Genomic DNA, 17,345 nt, shown 5'->3' with positions numbered 1-17,345 from the left:
ATGCAGATTTCGGTAAATGAGTTCCTGACACCCCGCCACATTGATGTGCAGGTTGTCAGTCCAACCCGCGCCAAAATTACTCTCGAGCCTCTCGAGCGTGGTTTTGGCCACACCCTGGGCAACGCGCTGCGCCGCATCCTGTTGTCCTCAATGCCCGGCTGTGCAGTAGTCGAGGCCGAGATTGACGGTGTGCTCCACGAGTACAGCGCCATCGAAGGTGTACAGGAAGACGTAATTGAAATCCTGTTGAACCTTAAAGGTCTGGCTATCAAGCTGCACGGCCGTGACGAAGTTACGCTGACCTTGTCGAAGAAGGGTTCGGGGGTGGTTACCGCTGCCGATATTCAGCTGGATCATGATGTCGAGATCGTTAACCCCGATCACGTAATCGCTAACCTGGCGTCTAACGGCGCCCTGAACATGAAGCTCACCGTAGCTCGTGGTCGTGGTTATGAACCGGCCGACTCGCGTCAGAGCGATGAAGACGAAAGCCGCAGCATTGGTCGCTTGCAGCTTGACTCTTCGTTCAGCCCGGTTCGCCGTATCGCATACGTGGTGGAAAACGCCCGTGTCGAGCAGCGTACTAACCTGGACAAGCTGGTTATTGATCTGGAAACCAACGGTACTCTGGACCCTGAAGAGGCTATCCGTCGCGCTGCAACCATCCTGCAACAGCAGTTGGCTGCGTTCGTCGACCTCAAAGGTGACAGCGAACCAGTGGTAATCGAGCAGGAAGACGAGATCGATCCGATCCTGCTTCGCCCGGTTGACGATCTGGAACTGACTGTACGTTCGGCTAACTGCCTTAAGGCGGAAAACATTTACTACATCGGTGACCTGATTCAGCGTACCGAAGTAGAACTGTTGAAGACTCCGAACCTGGGCAAGAAATCCTTGACTGAAATCAAGGACGTTCTGGCCTCCCGCGGTCTGTCCCTCGGCATGCGCCTCGACAACTGGCCGCCTGCAAGTCTTAAGAAGGACGACAAGGCGACTGCCTGATCGTCGTAATCACCGAACGTGAGTTTGGTAAGGAATGAACCATGCGTCATCGTAAAAGTGGTCGTCACCTGAGCCGTACCAGCTCGCACCGCAAGGCCATGTTCCAAAACATGGCGGTGTCGCTGTTCGAGCACGAGCTGATCAAAACTACACTGCCGAAAGCTAAAGAACTGCGTCGCGTTGCTGAGCCGCTGATCACTTTGGCCAAGACAGACAGCCTGGCTAACCGCCGTCTGGCTTTCGACCGTACTCGTTCGAAAGCTATCGTTGGTAAGCTCTTCAACGACCTGGGCAAGCGTTACGCTACCCGTGAGGGTGGCTACCTGCGCATCCTCAAGTGCGGTTTCCGCGCTGGCGACAACGCGCCTATGGCGTACGTCGAGTTGGTTGATCGTGCTACTGCCGGCGAAGCTGTAAGCGCCGAGTAAGACGACAAGCTGTAACGAAGAACCGGGCCTAGTGCCCGGTTTTTTGTGCGCGTAATAAAAGCGCGATTTGTACAAGCTTACTTGCGCTGTGCTCGGCACTATGAGGCCTGGGGATATTGGTAGTTATTTTCTATCGGTGACTACAATTTAATGAATTTGTAGACGTCATATTGATGATCAATACTCCCTCCAAGCCGATTAGCCGGCAGTTCCAAGTCCGACCTGAGGGAAATTGAGCATGAGCCAGAATAAAATCCTTACTACCGCCAGCGGAGCTCCCGTTGCGGACAATCAGAATTCCCGTTCCGCCGGCCCGCGTGGCCCGTTGCTGCTCGACGATTTTCACCTGATCGAGAAGCTTGCCCACTTCAACCGTGAAAACATTCCTGAGCGTCGTGTACATGCCAAGGGTTCGGGCGCCTATGGCACCTTCACGGTCACACAAGACATCACGCAATACACCAGCGCCAAGCTGTTTGAGTCCATCGGCAAACAAACGCCGACGTTCCTGCGGTTTTCCACGGTGGGCGGTGAGCGCGGTTCGGCTGACACCGAGCGTGACCCTCGTGGTTTCGCCCTGAAGTTCTATACCGAAGAGGGCAACTGGGACATCGTGGGTAACAACACCCCTGTGTTCTTCATTCGTGACCCATTGAAGTTTCCTGACTTCATCCACACCCAAAAGCGCCTGCCGCAAAGCAACCTGAAAAGTGCGCAGATGATGTGGGACTTCTGGTCGCACTCCCCTGAGGCGTTGCACCAAGTCACCATCCTGTTTTCGGACCGTGGTATCCCGGACGGCTACCGTCACATGCACGGCTTCGGTAGCCACACCTACAGCCTGATCAACGCCAAGGGCGAGCGTCATTGGGTCAAATGGCACTACAAGACCAAGCAAGGCATCAAGAACCTGTCGCCTGCTGACGCTGCACGCTTGGCCGGTACCGACCCTGATTACGCCCAACGCGATCTGTTTGGCGCTATCGAGCGCGGTGATTTCCCGAAATGGCGTGTGTGCATCCAGATCATGACTGAAGCCCAGGCCAGCGCTCACTACGAGAACCCCTTCGACGTGACCAAGACCTGGTCGCAGAAAGAGTTCCCATTGATCGAAGTCGGTGAGCTGGAGCTGAACCGTAACCCGCTTAACTACTTCGCTGAGGTTGAGCAGGCTGCTTTCGGTCCAAGCAACATGGTTCCAGGCGTTGGTTTGTCGCCGGACCGCATGCTGCAAGGTCGTGTGTTCGCTTACGCTGATGCCCACCGCTACCGTGTCGGCACCAACCACCAGCACCTGCCGGTGAACGCGCCACGCAGCCCGGTTAACAGCTACCAGCGTGATGGTTCGATGGCATTCGGCAGCAATGGCGGTGCGGCTCCAAACTACGAGCCAAATAGCTACGCCGATGCACCGAAGCAGGCTCCGCAGTATGCCGAGCCGGCATTGGCACTGAGTGGCGCGGCGGATCGTTATGATCATCGCGAAGACAGCGATTACTACAGCCACGCGGGTGCGTTGTTCCGCCTGATGAATGATGAGCAGAAAGCCCTGCTGATCAACAACATTGCCGGCGCCATGGCGGGCGTTTCCAGCGACGTTGTTCAGCGTCAGTTGCAGTACTTCTTCAAGGCAGATCCTGCTTATGGAGAAGGGGTCGCATCTGCACTGGGTGTATCGCTTAACTAACTCTAAACGATAAGCAGAACCGCCCTCATTTGGGCGGTTTTTGCGTTATTTCAGCTACTTTTCTCCGGAAATGTTCACTTTTCTGCCGTTGGTCCCGTGACCTTCAAGTCATCATGGTTCAAACTACAGACTTTCAAGCAGGGAGATGTAGGGCGATGCAAGGTCACCCCGACGTAATCGATTACCTCAACACGTTGCTGACGGGCGAACTGGCTGCTCGTGACCAATATTTCATCCACTCGCGCATGTACGAAGACTGGGGCTTTACCGAGCTCTACGAGCGTATCAACCACGAGATGGAAGAAGAGGCACAGCACGCCGACGCACTGATGCGCCGTATCCTCATGCTCGAAGGCACGCCGCGTATGCGTCCCGATGATCTGGATGTGGGCACCACGGTACCTGACATGCTCGCTGCCGACCTGCGCCTCGAGTACAAGGTCCGTGCCGCGCTCTGCAAGGGCATCGAGCTCTGCGAGCAGCACAACGACTATGTCACTCGGGAAATTCTACGGGTGCAGTTGAATGACACCGAAGAAGATCATACCTACTGGCTTGAAAAGCAGCTGGGCCTGATCAAGCTGGTGGGCCTGGAGAATTACCTGCAATCGCAGTTCTGATTCCGGCTATAAAAAAGCCCCTGTCACTTTGCAGTGACAGGGGCTTTTTATTGGGCCTGAATAACTCAGGCCCGGTCGCGTGCCAACAACGGTTTCAAGTAGTAACCGGTGTGCGACTGCGGCATTTCGGAGACCTGCTCCGGTGTGCCAACGGCGATGATCTGGCCACCCTTGGAGCCGCCTTCCGGGCCCAGGTCGACCAGCCAATCCGCGGTCTTGATCACATCAAGGTTGTGCTCGATCACCACCACGGTATTGCCGTGGTCGCGCAGGCGGTGCAACACGTCCAGCAGTTGCTGGATATCCGCGAAGTGCAGGCCGGTGGTCGGCTCATCGAGGATATACAGGGTCTTACCGGTATCGCGCTTGGACAGCTCGCGAGACAGCTTGACCCGCTGCGCCTCACCACCCGATAGCGTAGTCGCCGATTGGCCCAGCTTGATATACGACAAACCCACGTCCATCAGTGTCTGCAGCTTGCGCGCCAACGCCGGGACCGCATCAAAGAACACCCGTGCTTCCTCGATGGTCATTTCCAAGGTTTCGTGGATGCTCTTGCCCTTGTACTTGATCTCCAGGGTTTCGCGGTTGTAGCGCTTGCTCTTGCATACATCGCACGGCACGTAGATGTCTGGCAGGAAGTGCATCTCCACCTTGATCAAGCCATCGCCCTGGCAGGCTTCACAGCGACCGCCTTTGACGTTGAACGAGAACCTGCCAGGCCCGTAACCCCTTGAGCGGGACTCCGGCACGCCAGCAAACAGCTCACGAATAGGCGTGAACAACCCGGTGTAGGTCGCCGGGTTGGAGCGCGGCGTGCGGCCAATCGGGCTCTGATCGATATCGACCACCTTATCCAGGTGTTCCAGGCCTTTGATGCTGTCATGGGCCGCCGCTTCCAGGGTGGTCGCGCCATTCAGGGCGGTGGCACTCAAGGGGAACAGCGTATTGTTGATCAGCGTCGATTTGCCCGAGCCGGAGACACCGGTCACGCAGGTCAGCAGACCCAGTGGAATCTCCAGGTCGACGTTGCGTAAGTTGTTGCCACGCGCGCCCTTGAGGTGCAGCGCCAGCTTCTTGTTGCGCGGTGTACGTTTTGCCGGCACTGCGATCTTCACACGGCCGGAAAGGTATTTGCCGGTCAGTGAATCCGGATGAGCCATGACTTCAGCGGGCGTGCCCTCGGCGACAATATGGCCGCCATGCACGCCAGCGCCCGGGCCAATGTCGACGACGTAATCCGCCAGGCGAATCGCGTCTTCATCGTGCTCGACCACAATTACCGTGTTGCCGATATCCCGCAGGTGTTTCAACGTGCCCAGCAGGCGATCATTGTCACGCTGGTGCAGGCCGATCGACGGTTCATCAAGGATGTACAAGACGCCCACAAGGCCGGCACCAATCTGGCTGGCCAGGCGAATCCGCTGGGCTTCACCGCCGGACAAGGTATCGGCACTGCGATCCAGCGACAGGTAATCCAGGCCAACGTTGACCAGGAACTGTAGCCGTTCGCGGATTTCCTTGAGAATCTTATCGGCGATTTCCCCACGGCGACCGGTCAGCTTGAGCACACCGAAGTACTCGCAGGCATCACCAATCGGCAGGTTGGTCACCGCCGGCAAGGTTTTCTCGCCCACCCACACATGCCGGGCTTCACGGCGCAGGCGAGTACCGCGGCAATCCGGGCAAGGCTGGGTGCTGAGGAATTTCGCCAACTCTTCGCGTACGCTCGCCGACTCGGTCTCACGGTAGCGACGCTCGAGGTTCGGCACGATACCTTCGAACGGGTGTGAGCGTTTGACGATATCGCCACGGTCGTTCAGGTACTTGAAGTCGACATTCTGTGAACCGCTGCCGTGGAGAATGACCTTCTGCTGGTCCGCCGGCAGTTGGTTGAAGGGCACTTCCAGGCTGAATTTATAGTGCGACGCCAACGACCCGAGCATCTGGAAGTAATAGACGTTGCGCCTGTCCCAGCCGCGAATCGCCCCCTCCGCCAGCGTCAGGTCACCGTTGACCAGGCGCTTGATGTCAAAGAATTGCTTCACCCCCAGGCCATCACAGGTCGGGCAGGCGCCAGCCGGGTTGTTGAAGGAAAACAGCTTGGGTTCCAGCTCGCTGATGGCGTGGCCGCAGATAGGGCAGGCAAAGCGCGCGGAGAAGATGATCTCTTCGCCCGGCTCGTCATCCATCGGCGCCACCAGGGCAATGCCGTCGGCCAGCTTCAACGCGGTTTCGAAAGATTCCGCCAGGCGCTGCTGCAGGTCGGCGCGCACTTTGAAGCGGTCGACGACTACATCAATCGAGTGTTTCTTCTGTTTGTCGAGTTTCGGCGCTTCGTCCAGCTCATACAGCTTGCCGTTGATCCGCGCGCGCACAAAACCTTGCGCACGCAGCTCTTCGAAGACGGAAAGGTGTTCGCCCTTGCGCTCACGGATCACCGGTGCCAGCAGCATCAGCTTGGCGCCTTCCGGCTGGGCCAGCACCAGGTCCACCATCTGGCTGACGGTCTGGGCTTCCAGGGGAATGTCATGGTCGGGGCAACGCGGGATACCTACGCGCGCATACAGCAGGCGCAGGTAGTCATAGATCTCGGTAATGGTGCCCACGGTGGAGCGCGGGTTATGGGAAGTCGACTTCTGCTCGATGGAGATCGCCGGCGACAGGCCTTCAATGGTGTCGACGTCGGGTTTTTCCATCATCGACAGGAACTGGCGGGCGTAGGCCGACAGCGATTCCACATAGCGACGTTGGCCTTCGGCATACAGCGTGTCGAACGCCAGGGACGATTTGCCGGAGCCGGACAAGCCGGTGATGACGATCAGTTTGTCCCGGGGTAGGGTCAGGTCGATATTCTTCAGGTTGTGGGTTCTAGCCCCACGAATCAGGATCTTGTCCAAGATGGCCTCGCACGGCGGGCGTAAATAATGCCGGAGTATACGGCTAAAGACTGGATGAATATACACTGTCAAAAGGCCGCTTGCAGCCTTAGATGAAAGCTGCGCGGCAAAGCGCCGCATATACCCTCTCAATCGATGGGACTGGTAGAATCGCCGCCGGTTCACACGAGGTTTTTCCATGCACGATCCCCACAGCGAACGCATGAGTAGCGGCGAGACCCGAGCGGCAAGCGGTCTGGCCCTGGTGTTCGCCTTCCGTATGCTGGGCATGTTTATGGTGTTGCCGGTGCTGGCGACCTATGGAATGGATCTCGCAGGCGCGACCCCCGCATTGATCGGCCTGGCGATTGGCGCCTATGGCCTGACCCAGGCGATTTTTCAGATTCCGTTCGGGATCATTTCCGACCGCATTGGCCGTCGCCCGGTGATCTACCTAGGGCTGATCGTGTTTGCCCTCGGCAGTGTGCTCGCAGCCCAATCAGATTCGATCTGGGGCGTGATCGCCGGTCGTATCCTGCAAGGCGCCGGCGCGATCTCCGCGGCGGTCATGGCGCTGTTGTCGGACCTGACTCGCGAACAACATCGCACCAAAGCCATGGCCATGATCGGCATGACCATCGGCCTGTCATTTGCCGTAGCCATGGTGGTCGGCCCCTTGCTGACCCGCGCGTTCGGCCTGCACGGGCTGTTCCTGGCCACCGGCGGCATGGCGCTGTTCGGTATTGTGATCGTGGCCTTTATGGTGCCGCGTTCCACCGGGACGTTGCAGCACCGTGAGTCGGGTGTGGCCCGCAAGGTACTGTTGCCGACGCTCAAGCATCCCGACCTGTTGCGCCTGGATTTAGGTATCTTCGTGTTGCACGCGATGCTGATGTGCAGCTTTGTCGCGCTGCCCCTGGCACTGGTGGAAAAAGCCGGCCTGCCCAAGGAACAGCACTGGTGGGTCTACCTCACAGCGCTGCTGATTTCGTTCTTCGCCATGATCCCGTTCATCATCTATGGCGAGAAAAAACGCAAAATGAAACGAGTTCTGCTCGGCGCCGTCGCGACGCTGATGCTCACTGAGCTATTCTTCTGGCAGTTCGGCGACAGCCTACGGGCGCTGGTCATCGGCACGGTGGTGTTCTTCACCGCGTTCAACCTGCTGGAGGCGTCATTGCCTTCGCTGATCAGTAAGGTTTCACCGGCGGGCGGCAAAGGCACGGCCATGGGGGTGTACTCCACCAGCCAGTTCCTGGGTTCGGCACTGGGCGGCATCATGGGTGGCTGGATGTTCCAGCATGGCGGTTTGTCGGTTGTCTTCCTCGGATGCGCCGGGCTGGCTGCACTTTGGCTCGCCTTTGCTGTTACCATGCGCGAACCTCCCTACGTCACAAGTCTGCGTCTGCCGCTATCGCCTGAGGCGATCCGTGAAAGCGGCCTGGTAGAGCGCCTGAAGGCCGTCGTAGGGGTAACAGATGCAGTTGTGGTCGCAGAAGAGGCGGCCATTTACATCAAATTGGACACCGAATTATTGGATCGCGCGACGCTCGAGCAACTGGTCAACCCAGTGCCGACAGCGCGCCCAGCCTAGGAGAACGTTATGGCCCGTGGGGTTAACAAAGTCATATTGGTCGGTACGTGCGGCCAGGATCCCGAAGTTCGCTACTTGCCTAACGGTAACGCCGTGACCAACCTGAGTCTGGCGACCAGCGAGCAGTGGACCGACAAGCAGAGCGGCCAGAAGGTCGAGAAAACCGAATGGCACCGTGTGTCGATGTTCGGCAAGGTTGCAGAGATCGCCGGTGAATACCTGCGTAAAGGTTCGCAGGTCTACATCGAAGGCAAACTGCAAACCCGCGAGTGGGAAAAAGACGGCATCAAGCGTTACACCACCGAAATCGTGGTCGACATGCAAGGCACCATGCAACTGCTGGGCGGCCGTCCACAGGGCGACCAACAGGGCCAGGGCGGCATGTCCAACTCGGCACCGCGTCCACAGCAGTCGCGTCCACAGCCAAGCCAGCAGCCACAACGTGAGTCGCGTCCAGCGCCACAACAGGCCGCTCCGCAACCGGCTCCGGATTTCGACAGTTTTGATGACGATATCCCGTTCTAGGATACGGCTCAGAGACTTGATGTAGAGTTTTACCCTGAAAGCCCCGGTGCATAAGCATCCGGGGCTTTTTATTTGCCTGCGAGAAAGTAAAGATCACATGGCTGGCCACGCTGTAGACCTCAGCAGGGGCCGCATGATGTAAGCCACTTTTGGAGGGGGATAGCTAGCAATGAGGGCATTACCTAAACGTCCAGCCTCTCACGTCATAGGGACTTTGGCTGAGTCTCTGGTAGAACGGGCTATCACGGCGAGGGGCTGGATTTATCGCCGTCTGGAAAAAGATAAAGACTATGGCATCGACGGCGAGGTTGAAGTATTCAGCGAGCGTGGTCATGCGACTGGGATCCTCTTCAAGGTTCAAGTCAAAGGCTCCAGGAAGAAGGTACGAGCCCTGAAACTCAAGCAAAGTACTGAAAACTACCTTTCTATTTCGCCACTGCCGGTCTTCCTTTTCGTGGTTGAAGTGGAGAGCGGCACGATCAGGTTTCTGCTGGCCGAGCGCAATCGGGCAAACCATGGCGCGATTAGTCTGGATGAGTCCGAGGAACTGGATGAGAGTGGCTTCGCATTGCTTGAGGAGATTGCCGGCGAACACTGTCAGGCGTGCTTAACGATGGGTGATTACACGTTGCACAACGCGTCGGCGCAGCTCATCAGGTGCCTTGATCTGATGTTGAATTTTGGTGGTGATGTGGAGGCGATGGTTAAGTGGTTACGTTTTTTTGCGTCAGATGAAGTGTTAACCCTTTCCTATGGGTACGCGGTGTTTTTGAGAAATGAAATAAAGCGAGACGAAGGTTTACTCGAGAGAATTCGTGAGTGGGTGATTGAATTTTTCCCTGAGTGCCAGGAGGAAATCGATCAGGCCATAGCGGCCTTTGATCGTGGAGAGGTGATGGGGCGGCGTCTGGAGGTTGCTTACCTTTGATTGGCGACGATGCTCTTTCCGCCGGCATGAACAGGCACTGGCGTTTGTGCATTGCAGGTCACAAGAATTAGGCTGTCGCCCACCCTCAAAAACAAGGAAAGCCGTGATGACCTGGTCAGCCCAGCAGTACACGATGTTCGAACAGCAGCGCACCCGTCCTGTCCGTGACCTGGTCGCGGCCATTCCGAATGCTGAAGTGCGCCATGCCGTGGACTTGGGCTGCGGTCCCGGCAACTCCACGGAGGTGCTGGCCGCGCGCTTCCCGCACGCGCACGTCACCGGCATGGACAGCTCCGACGACATGCTGGTCGACGCCCGTAAACGCCTGCCCGCGCTGAACTTCGAGCTGGCGGATATCGGTGCCTGGAACCCCGCGCAAGCCTTCGATGTGATCCTGGCCAACGCGTCCCTGCAATGGCTGCCGGACCACGCCACGCTGTATCCGCACCTGGTCAAGCACCTGACGCAAGGCGGCACGCTGGCGGTGCAAACCCCGGACAACCTTGATGAACCCGCCCACCGTCTCGCCCGCGAAGTCGCGGCCGAAGGCCCATGGTCTGCCAAAATCGGCGCGGTCAAACACAATGAGCGCCACACCGCGAGTGACTACTACGAGCTGCTGAGCACACATTGCAGCACCGTCGATGTGTGGCGCACTACCTACCAGCACCCGCTGGCGGACCACGGCGCCGTGGTGGAATGGTTCAAGGCCTCAGCCCTACGTCCATTCCTGGCGCCGTTGAGTGATGACGAAAAAGCCGCTTTTCTTCAGGCATACAAAGCGCGGATCACCCAGGCTTACCCAGCGCTGGCTGACGGCACCGTACTGCTGCCATTCCCGCGCTTGTTCATCATCGCGACTCGCTGATATGCCCTGAGCAAGCGGTGGTCAAGACGCCGCTTGCGCCTTCAAGTATTCATCCGCCGACACCACGCCCGCATAACCAAACGCCAGCGACGCCATATAAGCCCCATGCACCTGCGCCGCTGGAATCACCGTGCCATTAAATTCCAGATCCCGCGTCGCACACGCATCATGAATCACCGTGACCTTGTAACCCAGGTCCGCCGCCGCCCGTACCACGCCGTCAATACACATGTGGCTCATGCTGCCGACTACCACCACTTCGGTGATGCTGCGTTGCTCCAGTAAGGCACGCAGGTTGGTCTCGCGAAACGCATTCACGAAATGCTTGAGCACCACCGGCTCATTGCCCTCGTTCAGCACTTTGCTGTGCAGGTGCGCGCCCTCGGAGCCTGGCGTGAAGAACGGCGCTTCATCGGACGTGAACTCATGACGCACATGAATCACTGCATCGCCAGCCTGACGGAAAGCCTGCAGCACCTGCGCGGCTTTGTCTGCCGCGGCCTCCACGCCGTCGAGTGGCCACTTGCCCTGGGGGAAGTAGTCGTTCTGGATATCGATTAGGATGAGCGCTTGCTTGGCCATGTGTGTTGCCTCGTGATGGGTTGATGGGCCCAGTATGTTAGCTGGCGCCTGCACTTAGGATTGGCTGCACCGACAATAACAGGGGGAAAACTGACAATGGTCGTTGTTGAGCTGGGCGTGTTGATCTACCAAGGCGCGCAATGGGCGGCCGTGCATGGCCTGACCGACCTGTTCGGCGTGGCCAATCGCATCGCCGCCGAGCATCAGTCCGCGCAATTGCCGTTGCTGCGGGTCAGCCATTGGCAGGTGGAGGCGAGCGGCACACCCGTGCGCGTATTCAGCAGTGCCCCCGGCCCCGATCAACCGTTGATGGCCGTACTGGTGCCGCCGTCGATGGGTGAGTTCACCGAAGACCAGGCGCCCCCTGCGCTACTGGAATGGCTTCGCCGGCAACACACGGCCGGCACGGTGTTGGGCGGCGTGTGTGTGGGCTCAATCATGCTGGCGCGCAGTGGACTGCTCGACGGGCGCAGCGCCACCACCCATTGGTCTTCCGCCGAATCCTTCGCGGCCCGCTACCCGGCCGTACGCCTGGAGGCGAACAAACCCATTGTCGATGACGGCGACCTGATCACCACCGCCGGTTTGATGGCCTGGTCCGAGCTCGGCTTGCGCCTGGTCGATCGCCTGATGGGCCCAAGTGTCGCGGCCGACACAGCGCGTTTCCTGGTGATCGAGCACAGTGACAGCGCCAGCCAGTGCGGCAGTAACTTCGCGCCCATTCTCGGCCACGGTGACGCAGCCATCCTCAAGGTTCAGCATTGGCTGCAGGCCAGCGGTGCGGTGGATGTGTGCGTGGCGGCGATGGCTCAGGAGGCGGGCCTGGAAGAGCGTACGTTCCTGCGGCGTTTTCGCAACGCCACCGGCTTGAAACCCACCGAATACTGCCAGCACCTGCGCGTGGGCAAGGCACGGCAGATGCTTGAGTTCACCAACGGCACTATCGACCATATTGCCTGGACCGTGGGTTACCAGGACCCCAGTGCCTTTCGCGCTATCTTCAAGAAGATCACCGGCATGGCGCCCAGCGATTACCGCAGCCGCTTTGGCGTCTGAATCGTGCAGAACGCCGCGACGCTGAAGCACTGTCGTGCAGAATGAGGCAGGCCAACTGCCATCGGTTTTTCGGCAACTGCTTGATTTGAAAACCTTCTCCCCTGAAACAGCCTTGGCCTGATCCCTGCAGCCTTCTCTGCACACACATGGCTGGATGGCCAAGGGGGACGCATGACCCCGATTCAACGCAAGAAGCTGGTAGTCGCGCATTCCATACGCGAGGGCGCGCCGCTGCATGAGGTCGAGACCAACCGCGCCCTGGCGCGCTGGCTGGCACAGATCCTGGGGCTCAAATTCGGCGGCAGCTATGACCCCGACCTGCATGCGGGGCGAGCACTGTACCTGCTGCCCACGCAAACCCTGGTCGGCCCGGCGCAGGCTCGAACGCTCAATATCAAAGGGCTGGAGGATTTGTGGGGCGGCTACGTCGACCACGACTTCATGTGCACTAAGGCCATCAGTCATGGCTTGCTCGGCCCCGAGGCCAAAGCGCCGGAAGGTTGGTCTGCGCTGTTCTGCGAGCGTGTGCGAAACGTCGTGCTGGATGGCTTGAGCGTTTTCGCCCTTGAGGACGCACGGCCTGCCGCCACACGCTTGCTCTACAGCGGGCCAATCCGCATAAAACCTGTGCACGCCTGTGCGGGGCGCGGGCAGGAAGTTATCCACAGCCTCGACGAATTCGACGCTGTGCTGGCGCGACCTGACGCTGCGAAGCTGTTCAGCGAAGGCGTGGTGCTGGAGCAGGACCTGCACGATGTGGTCACCCACAGCGTCGGCCAAAGTTTTATCGGCGGGTACGTGTTCAGTTACTGCGGCGAGCAATACCTGACGAAAGACGGGCAGGGCGAAGACGTCTACGGCGGCTCCGACCTGCTGGTGGTGCCGGGAGGCTACGCCGACCTGTTGCTGCTCGACTTACCCGACGACGTGCGTGAAGCCATTGAGCAAGCCCAGGTTTTCGACAATGCCGCCGATGAGGCCTACCCTGGCTTTTATGCCTCACGGCGCAACTACGACATCGCCCAAGGCCTGGACAGTGACGGCCAGCGTCGCAGCGGTGTGCTCGAGCAGTCCTGGCGTATGGGCGGGGCGAGCAGTGCGGAAGTCGCGGCGTTGCAGAGTTTTATCAACAACCCTGGCCTGCGCGCGATCCATGTGTCCTCGGTGGAAACCTACGTGGACGAACCGTTGCCGGCTGATGCCATCGAGGTGTATCGCGGCCCGGCGGAAAACAGCGGGTTTCTTCTCAAGTACGTGACGGTTAAATCTTATGACGGCTAGAAGCGAAAGCATTGCGATCGATATCGACGACGAACAGATGAGCGGCACCTTCCTCAGCCCCAAATCCAAAGTGCCGGGGGTGTTGTTCGTGCACGGCTGGGGCGGGAGCCAGGAGCGCGACCTTGAACGTGCCAAGGGCATCGCCAGCCTCGGGTGCGTGTGCCTGACCTTCGACCTGCGAGGTCACGCCGGCTCTGGCATTCCGTTAGCCCGCGTGACCCGCGAAGACAACCTGCGCGACTTGCTGGCGGCGTACGACCGGCTGTTGTCACACCCGGCCATCGACACCTCGGCGGTGGCCGTCGTCGGCACCAGTTACGGTGGATACCTGGCGGCGATTCTCACCGCCTTGCGTCCGGTGCGCTGGCTGGCGTTGCGCGTGCCTGCGTTGTACCGCGACGACGAATGGCTTAAGCCCAAGCGCGACCTGGACAAGATGGATTTGATGGATTACCGCAGCACCCTGGTCCACGCCGAGACCAATCGCGCCTTGCACGCGTGTTCGGCGTTTACCGGCGACGTGCTGATCGTCGAGTCGGAAACCGACGACCATGTGCCCCACGCCACCATCATGAGTTACCGCGCGGCGTGCCAGCAGACGCATTCACTGACTCACCGCATCATCGACGGGGCCGATCATTCCCTCAGCGATCCGGTGTCCCAGCAGGCCTACACCTCCATCCTGGTGGACTGGATCACGGAGATGGTGGTGGGTGAGCGGTTGAGCATCATCCAGGCTCAATAGTTTAGATCGCTATCGCCGGCTGGCCTGCGATAGCGCTTGATCAACCCACACTCTTTCAAGCCGGTGTTTTCTTCACCCGCAATGCCTTGGCCTTGGCTTCCACGCCGAGGTACATCACCAGCGCAATCAGCAGCGGCACAATAAAGTAGATCGCCCGATAAGCGATCAACCCCGCCAGCAAACTGCCCCGCGACGCCTCGTGCTGCAACAGCGCAATAAACACTGCCTCCAGCACCCCAAGCCCGGCCGGTATGTGAGTGAGCACCCCGGCAATCGCGCTGATCAGCAACACGCCCAGCACCAGTGGATAGTCCAGCTTGGCCGGCAGCAGGGTGAAAATCACCGCAGCCATCAGCGACCAGTTCAGCGCGCCCAACATCAATTGCAAACACGCCATGCGCAGCGACGGCAGGTTGATTTCCATGCCGCGAATCGTCCACGCACGCTTTTTCGAATATTGGCAAGCCGCCAGATACCCGAGGCTGACCAGCACTAACACCGCACCAATGCCTTGCAATGCAAGGGTACTGACCTTCCACCCCGGCGGCATCGTGACCAGGCCGCTGCTGAAGATCACTCCGGCTATCGCCATGTAGCCAAACCAGTTGGTGGCCAGGCTCAGGCCCAGGATCTTGGCGATATTGCTGTTGCTCACGCCCAGCCGTGAATACAGCCGATAGCGCATCGCGATGCCCCCGACCCACGCACTCAGGTTGAGGTTGAACGCATAGCTGATGATGCCCACCGGCAGGATCTGCTTCCACACCAGGGGCTGGCGAATATAGGTACGGCCGATCAGGTCGAAACTGGCGTACACCAGAAAACTGCATAACGTCAGCGTGCCTGCGATCACCAGCGTGCGCAGTTTGAAATCGCCCAAGGTCTGCACCACTTCGCTCCAGTCGATACGCCGGGCGAGCATGGTGAACAGTACGATCAGCAGCAGGAAGAAGGCGATGGTCAGCGGTTTCTTCCAGCGCTTGAACCGCGAACCTTTGGTTTCAGACGTCATGGGACGGGCTCTCGAAAGGTTTCAAACGGGGCTTGTGCGCCGGCAACCAACCCGTCAGCGCGGGAAAGTGGCGCATCACATGGAACACCAGGAACCCCACGGTCAATCGCCAGAGCCACAGGCGCGGCTTACGGTTTTCCGGCATCGTCTGGCAATGATTTTTTGCCAGGGTTTCCAGGCGTTCATACAGCTGCTGATTGAACGCACGGTCGCGGATCAGCACGTTGGCTTCCAGGTTCAGCGACAGGCTCAACGGGTCCAGGTTGCTCGAACCGACGGTGCTCCATTCGTCATCCACCAACGCGACTTTGCCATGCAGCGGGCGCTGGCAGTATTCGTGAATCACCACGCCATCCTTGAGCAGATAGTCGTAGAGCATGCGCGCCGCCAGCTTGGCCAGCAGCACATCGGGCTGGCCCTGCATGATCAGTTGCACCTGCACGCCACGGCGCGCTGCATTGCGGATTTCGCGCAGCAAGCGGTAGCCGGGGAAGAAGTAAGCGTTGGCGATCACCACCCGATGTTGTGCCTTGCTCAATGCATACACATACGCTTCTTCGATGTCGTCGCGGTGCTGCAGGTTGTCGCGGTAGATCAAGCGCACCTGGCCGTCGCTCTTGTCGGTGGACCACAACGCCGGTCGCTGCTGGCGCCGCCGCCAACCGCGCCGCGTGCGTACCTGGCGACCGCTTTGGGCAAGGGCGAAATGATGCACGTCCGCCACCGCCGGGCCGGTCACCCGAACCGCGTAGTCCTGCTTGGCCTCAGGCCCATAGTCACCCAAGTGATCGGCGGAAAAATTGATCCCGCCGATGAACGCCACCTCGGCGTCCACCACCACAATCTTGCGGTGCAGGCGGCGGAACCAATTGGTACGAATGCCGAGGGTTTTCGGCGCAGGGTCGAACATCTGCACCGCCACGCCCGCCTCGGCCAGCTCACCGAGAAACACCGGGCTCAACTCGCCGCAGCCAAAACCGTCGAGGCTGACCACCACGTTCACGCCGCGCTGCGCGGCCTCGATGAGAATGCCCTGCAGCTCGTGGCCGACCTTGTCTTCGAAGAGAATGAAGGTCTCCAGCAGGATCTCCCGCCGCGCCGCGCGCAGTGCCTCGAACACCTTGGGAAAGTACGCCTCGCCATTCTCCAGCAACTCAACCTGGTTGCCGCTCTGCCAGCCGTAATCCAGGTCACGGGCCTTGGCTTCGTCCGGCGGCTGGTCAGTGGAAATATGTTCTACGGCAACGTTCATAGTTCGATCTCCACCGACAGCGGCACATGGTCGGACAAATGCGACCAAGGCCGTGAGGTCAGCACCCGAGGGTTATGCACTTTCACATTGCGCACATAGATGCGGTCCAGTGGCAGCAAGGGCAGGCGCGCCGGGAAGGTGCGCGGGAGTTTGCCGTGGGTTTCGATGAAGACTTCCCGCAGTCCGCTTTGACTGAGGTCGGCCTTCTGGCGCCAGTCGTTGAAGTCGCCCGCGACCACCAGCGGTGCATCTGCCGGGATCTCGCTGATGCGCTGCTCCAGCAAGCGCAACTGTTGCTGGCGATGCACCTCACGCAGGCCCAGGTGGATGCAGATCGCGTGCACTTCCTGCCCGGTGCCCGGCAAGCGCAGCACGCAATGCAGCAGCCCACGGTTTTCATGCCCGCTTTGGGAGATATCGAGGTTGTCGTAGTGCACGATCTGGAATTTCGACAGCAGGGCATTGCCGTGGTCGCCGTGGGGGTAGACCGCATTGCGCCCGTAGGCGAACTGCGGCCAGATGCTGTCGGCAAGGAACTCATACTGAGGCATGTTCGGCCATTCGCTGAAGCGCTGGGGGTGACGCTCATGAGTGCCGTGAATTTCCTGCAGGAACACCATGTCGGCGCCCACACTGCGCACCGCCTCACGTAGCTCGGGCAGGATGAAGCGTCGATTGAGGGCGGTGAAACCCTTGTGGATATTGACCGTCAGCACCGTGAAGCGACTGATGGCGACGCTGGGGGTTACGGGCACCCAGTCAGGGATCGCAGCCATAATTGCTCCTGTGAAAAAGTGGGGGCCTGGCCCCCGTTTATGGCTGACTATGATTTTTGGCTGAAAGTTTCCACCTTCCTACAGACGGCATAGAACCCATGTGGGAGGGG

At 59.3% G+C, this 17,345-nt stretch carries 16 protein-coding genes; 11 read left to right on the top strand and 5 right to left on the bottom strand.

Annotation, left to right across the window (positions count from 1 at the left end):
- From AO064_RS01850 to bfr, 4 genes are all read left to right on the top strand, one after another.
- Window positions 1–1,002: a DNA-directed RNA polymerase subunit alpha gene (locus AO064_RS01850; protein ID WP_003176403.1), complete on the top strand. Its 1,002-nt coding sequence runs from the start codon at window positions 1–3 to the stop codon at window positions 1,000–1,002.
- Window positions 1,003–1,043: 41 nt separating this feature from the next.
- Window positions 1,044–1,430 carry a 50S ribosomal protein L17 gene (gene rplQ, locus AO064_RS01845; RefSeq protein WP_003176402.1) on the top strand — a complete coding sequence of 129 codons (387 nt, stop codon included), beginning with the start codon at window positions 1,044–1,046 and terminating at the stop codon, window positions 1,428–1,430.
- 238 nt (window positions 1,431–1,668) lie between these two features.
- The gene (locus tag AO064_RS01840; RefSeq protein ID WP_015886134.1) at window positions 1,669–3,117 is read left to right on the top strand and encodes a catalase; all 1,449 of its coding nucleotides are present in this window, start codon (window positions 1,669–1,671) and stop codon (window positions 3,115–3,117) included.
- A 155-nt stretch (window positions 3,118–3,272) separates the two neighbouring features.
- A complete protein-coding gene (gene bfr / locus AO064_RS01835; RefSeq protein WP_015886133.1) occupies window positions 3,273–3,737 on the top strand; it encodes a bacterioferritin in 465 nt (154 codons plus the stop codon).
- A gap of 65 nt (window positions 3,738–3,802) precedes the next feature.
- Here bfr and uvrA read toward each other — a convergent pair whose 3' ends face one another.
- The gene (gene uvrA, locus AO064_RS01830) at window positions 3,803–6,637 is read right to left on the bottom strand and encodes an excinuclease ABC subunit UvrA (protein WP_015886132.1); all 2,835 of its coding nucleotides are present in this window, start codon (window positions 6,635–6,637) and stop codon (window positions 3,803–3,805) included.
- A 178-nt stretch (window positions 6,638–6,815) separates the two neighbouring features.
- On the opposite strand from uvrA, the gene AO064_RS01825 reads away from it, so the two are divergent.
- The 4 genes from AO064_RS01825 (at window position 6,816) to tam (ending at window position 10,531) form a co-directional block, all read left to right on the top strand.
- Window positions 6,816–8,210: an MFS transporter gene (locus AO064_RS01825; RefSeq protein WP_064052234.1), complete on the top strand. Its 1,395-nt coding sequence runs from the start codon at window positions 6,816–6,818 to the stop codon at window positions 8,208–8,210.
- Window positions 8,211–8,219: 9 nt separating this feature from the next.
- Entirely contained in the window at window positions 8,220–8,735 is a 516-nt protein-coding gene (locus AO064_RS01820; RefSeq protein ID WP_015886130.1) for a single-stranded DNA-binding protein, read from the top strand.
- Window positions 8,736–8,904: 169 nt separating this feature from the next.
- Window positions 8,905–9,663 (top strand): DUF4365 domain-containing protein, encoded by a 759-nt coding sequence (locus AO064_RS01815; RefSeq protein ID WP_064052233.1) that lies wholly within the window; start codon window positions 8,905–8,907, stop codon window positions 9,661–9,663.
- Window positions 9,664–9,769: 106 nt separating this feature from the next.
- On the top strand, window positions 9,770–10,531 hold the full coding sequence (gene tam, locus AO064_RS01810) for a trans-aconitate 2-methyltransferase (RefSeq protein WP_064052232.1): 762 nt from the start codon (window positions 9,770–9,772) through the stop codon (window positions 10,529–10,531).
- A gap of 21 nt (window positions 10,532–10,552) precedes the next feature.
- Here the strand turns inward: tam and AO064_RS01805 are convergent, their stop codons facing one another.
- On the bottom strand, window positions 10,553–11,113 hold the full coding sequence (locus tag AO064_RS01805) for a cysteine hydrolase family protein (protein WP_064052231.1): 561 nt from the start codon (window positions 11,111–11,113) through the stop codon (window positions 10,553–10,555).
- A 96-nt stretch (window positions 11,114–11,209) separates the two neighbouring features.
- Between AO064_RS01805 and AO064_RS01800 the strand changes: the two genes are divergently transcribed.
- From AO064_RS01800 to AO064_RS01790, 3 genes are all read left to right on the top strand, one after another.
- The gene (locus AO064_RS01800; protein ID WP_043205977.1) at window positions 11,210–12,169 is read left to right on the top strand and encodes a GlxA family transcriptional regulator; all 960 of its coding nucleotides are present in this window, start codon (window positions 11,210–11,212) and stop codon (window positions 12,167–12,169) included.
- A 171-nt stretch (window positions 12,170–12,340) separates the two neighbouring features.
- Window positions 12,341–13,450 (top strand): DUF3182 family protein, encoded by a 1,110-nt coding sequence (locus tag AO064_RS01795; protein ID WP_064052230.1) that lies wholly within the window; start codon window positions 12,341–12,343, stop codon window positions 13,448–13,450.
- Entirely contained in the window at window positions 13,440–14,195 is a 756-nt protein-coding gene (locus AO064_RS01790; protein WP_064052229.1) for an alpha/beta hydrolase family protein, read from the top strand. Before AO064_RS01795 ends, AO064_RS01790 begins: the two co-directional genes overlap by 11 nt.
- A gap of 55 nt (window positions 14,196–14,250) precedes the next feature.
- Here AO064_RS01790 and AO064_RS01785 read toward each other — a convergent pair whose 3' ends face one another.
- The 3 genes from AO064_RS01785 to AO064_RS01775 are packed head-to-tail and all read right to left on the bottom strand — an operon-like array spanning window position 14,251 to window position 17,235.
- The gene (locus tag AO064_RS01785; protein WP_015886123.1) at window positions 14,251–15,207 is read right to left on the bottom strand and encodes a lysylphosphatidylglycerol synthase domain-containing protein; all 957 of its coding nucleotides are present in this window, start codon (window positions 15,205–15,207) and stop codon (window positions 14,251–14,253) included.
- Window positions 15,197–16,459 (bottom strand): cardiolipin synthase ClsB, encoded by a 1,263-nt coding sequence (clsB, locus tag AO064_RS01780; RefSeq protein WP_064052228.1) that lies wholly within the window; start codon window positions 16,457–16,459, stop codon window positions 15,197–15,199. Before clsB ends, AO064_RS01785 begins: the two co-directional genes overlap by 11 nt.
- On the bottom strand, window positions 16,456–17,235 hold the full coding sequence (locus AO064_RS01775) for an endonuclease/exonuclease/phosphatase family protein (protein ID WP_064052227.1): 780 nt from the start codon (window positions 17,233–17,235) through the stop codon (window positions 16,456–16,458). Before AO064_RS01775 ends, clsB begins: the two co-directional genes overlap by 4 nt.
- Window positions 17,236–17,345: the final 110 nt, after the last annotated feature.

The organism is Pseudomonas marginalis (assembly GCF_001645105.1).
Lineage (GTDB): Bacteria > Pseudomonadota > Gammaproteobacteria > Pseudomonadales > Pseudomonadaceae > Aquipseudomonas > Aquipseudomonas petroselini.
This window is presented reverse-complemented; position numbering and strand designations above follow the sequence as displayed.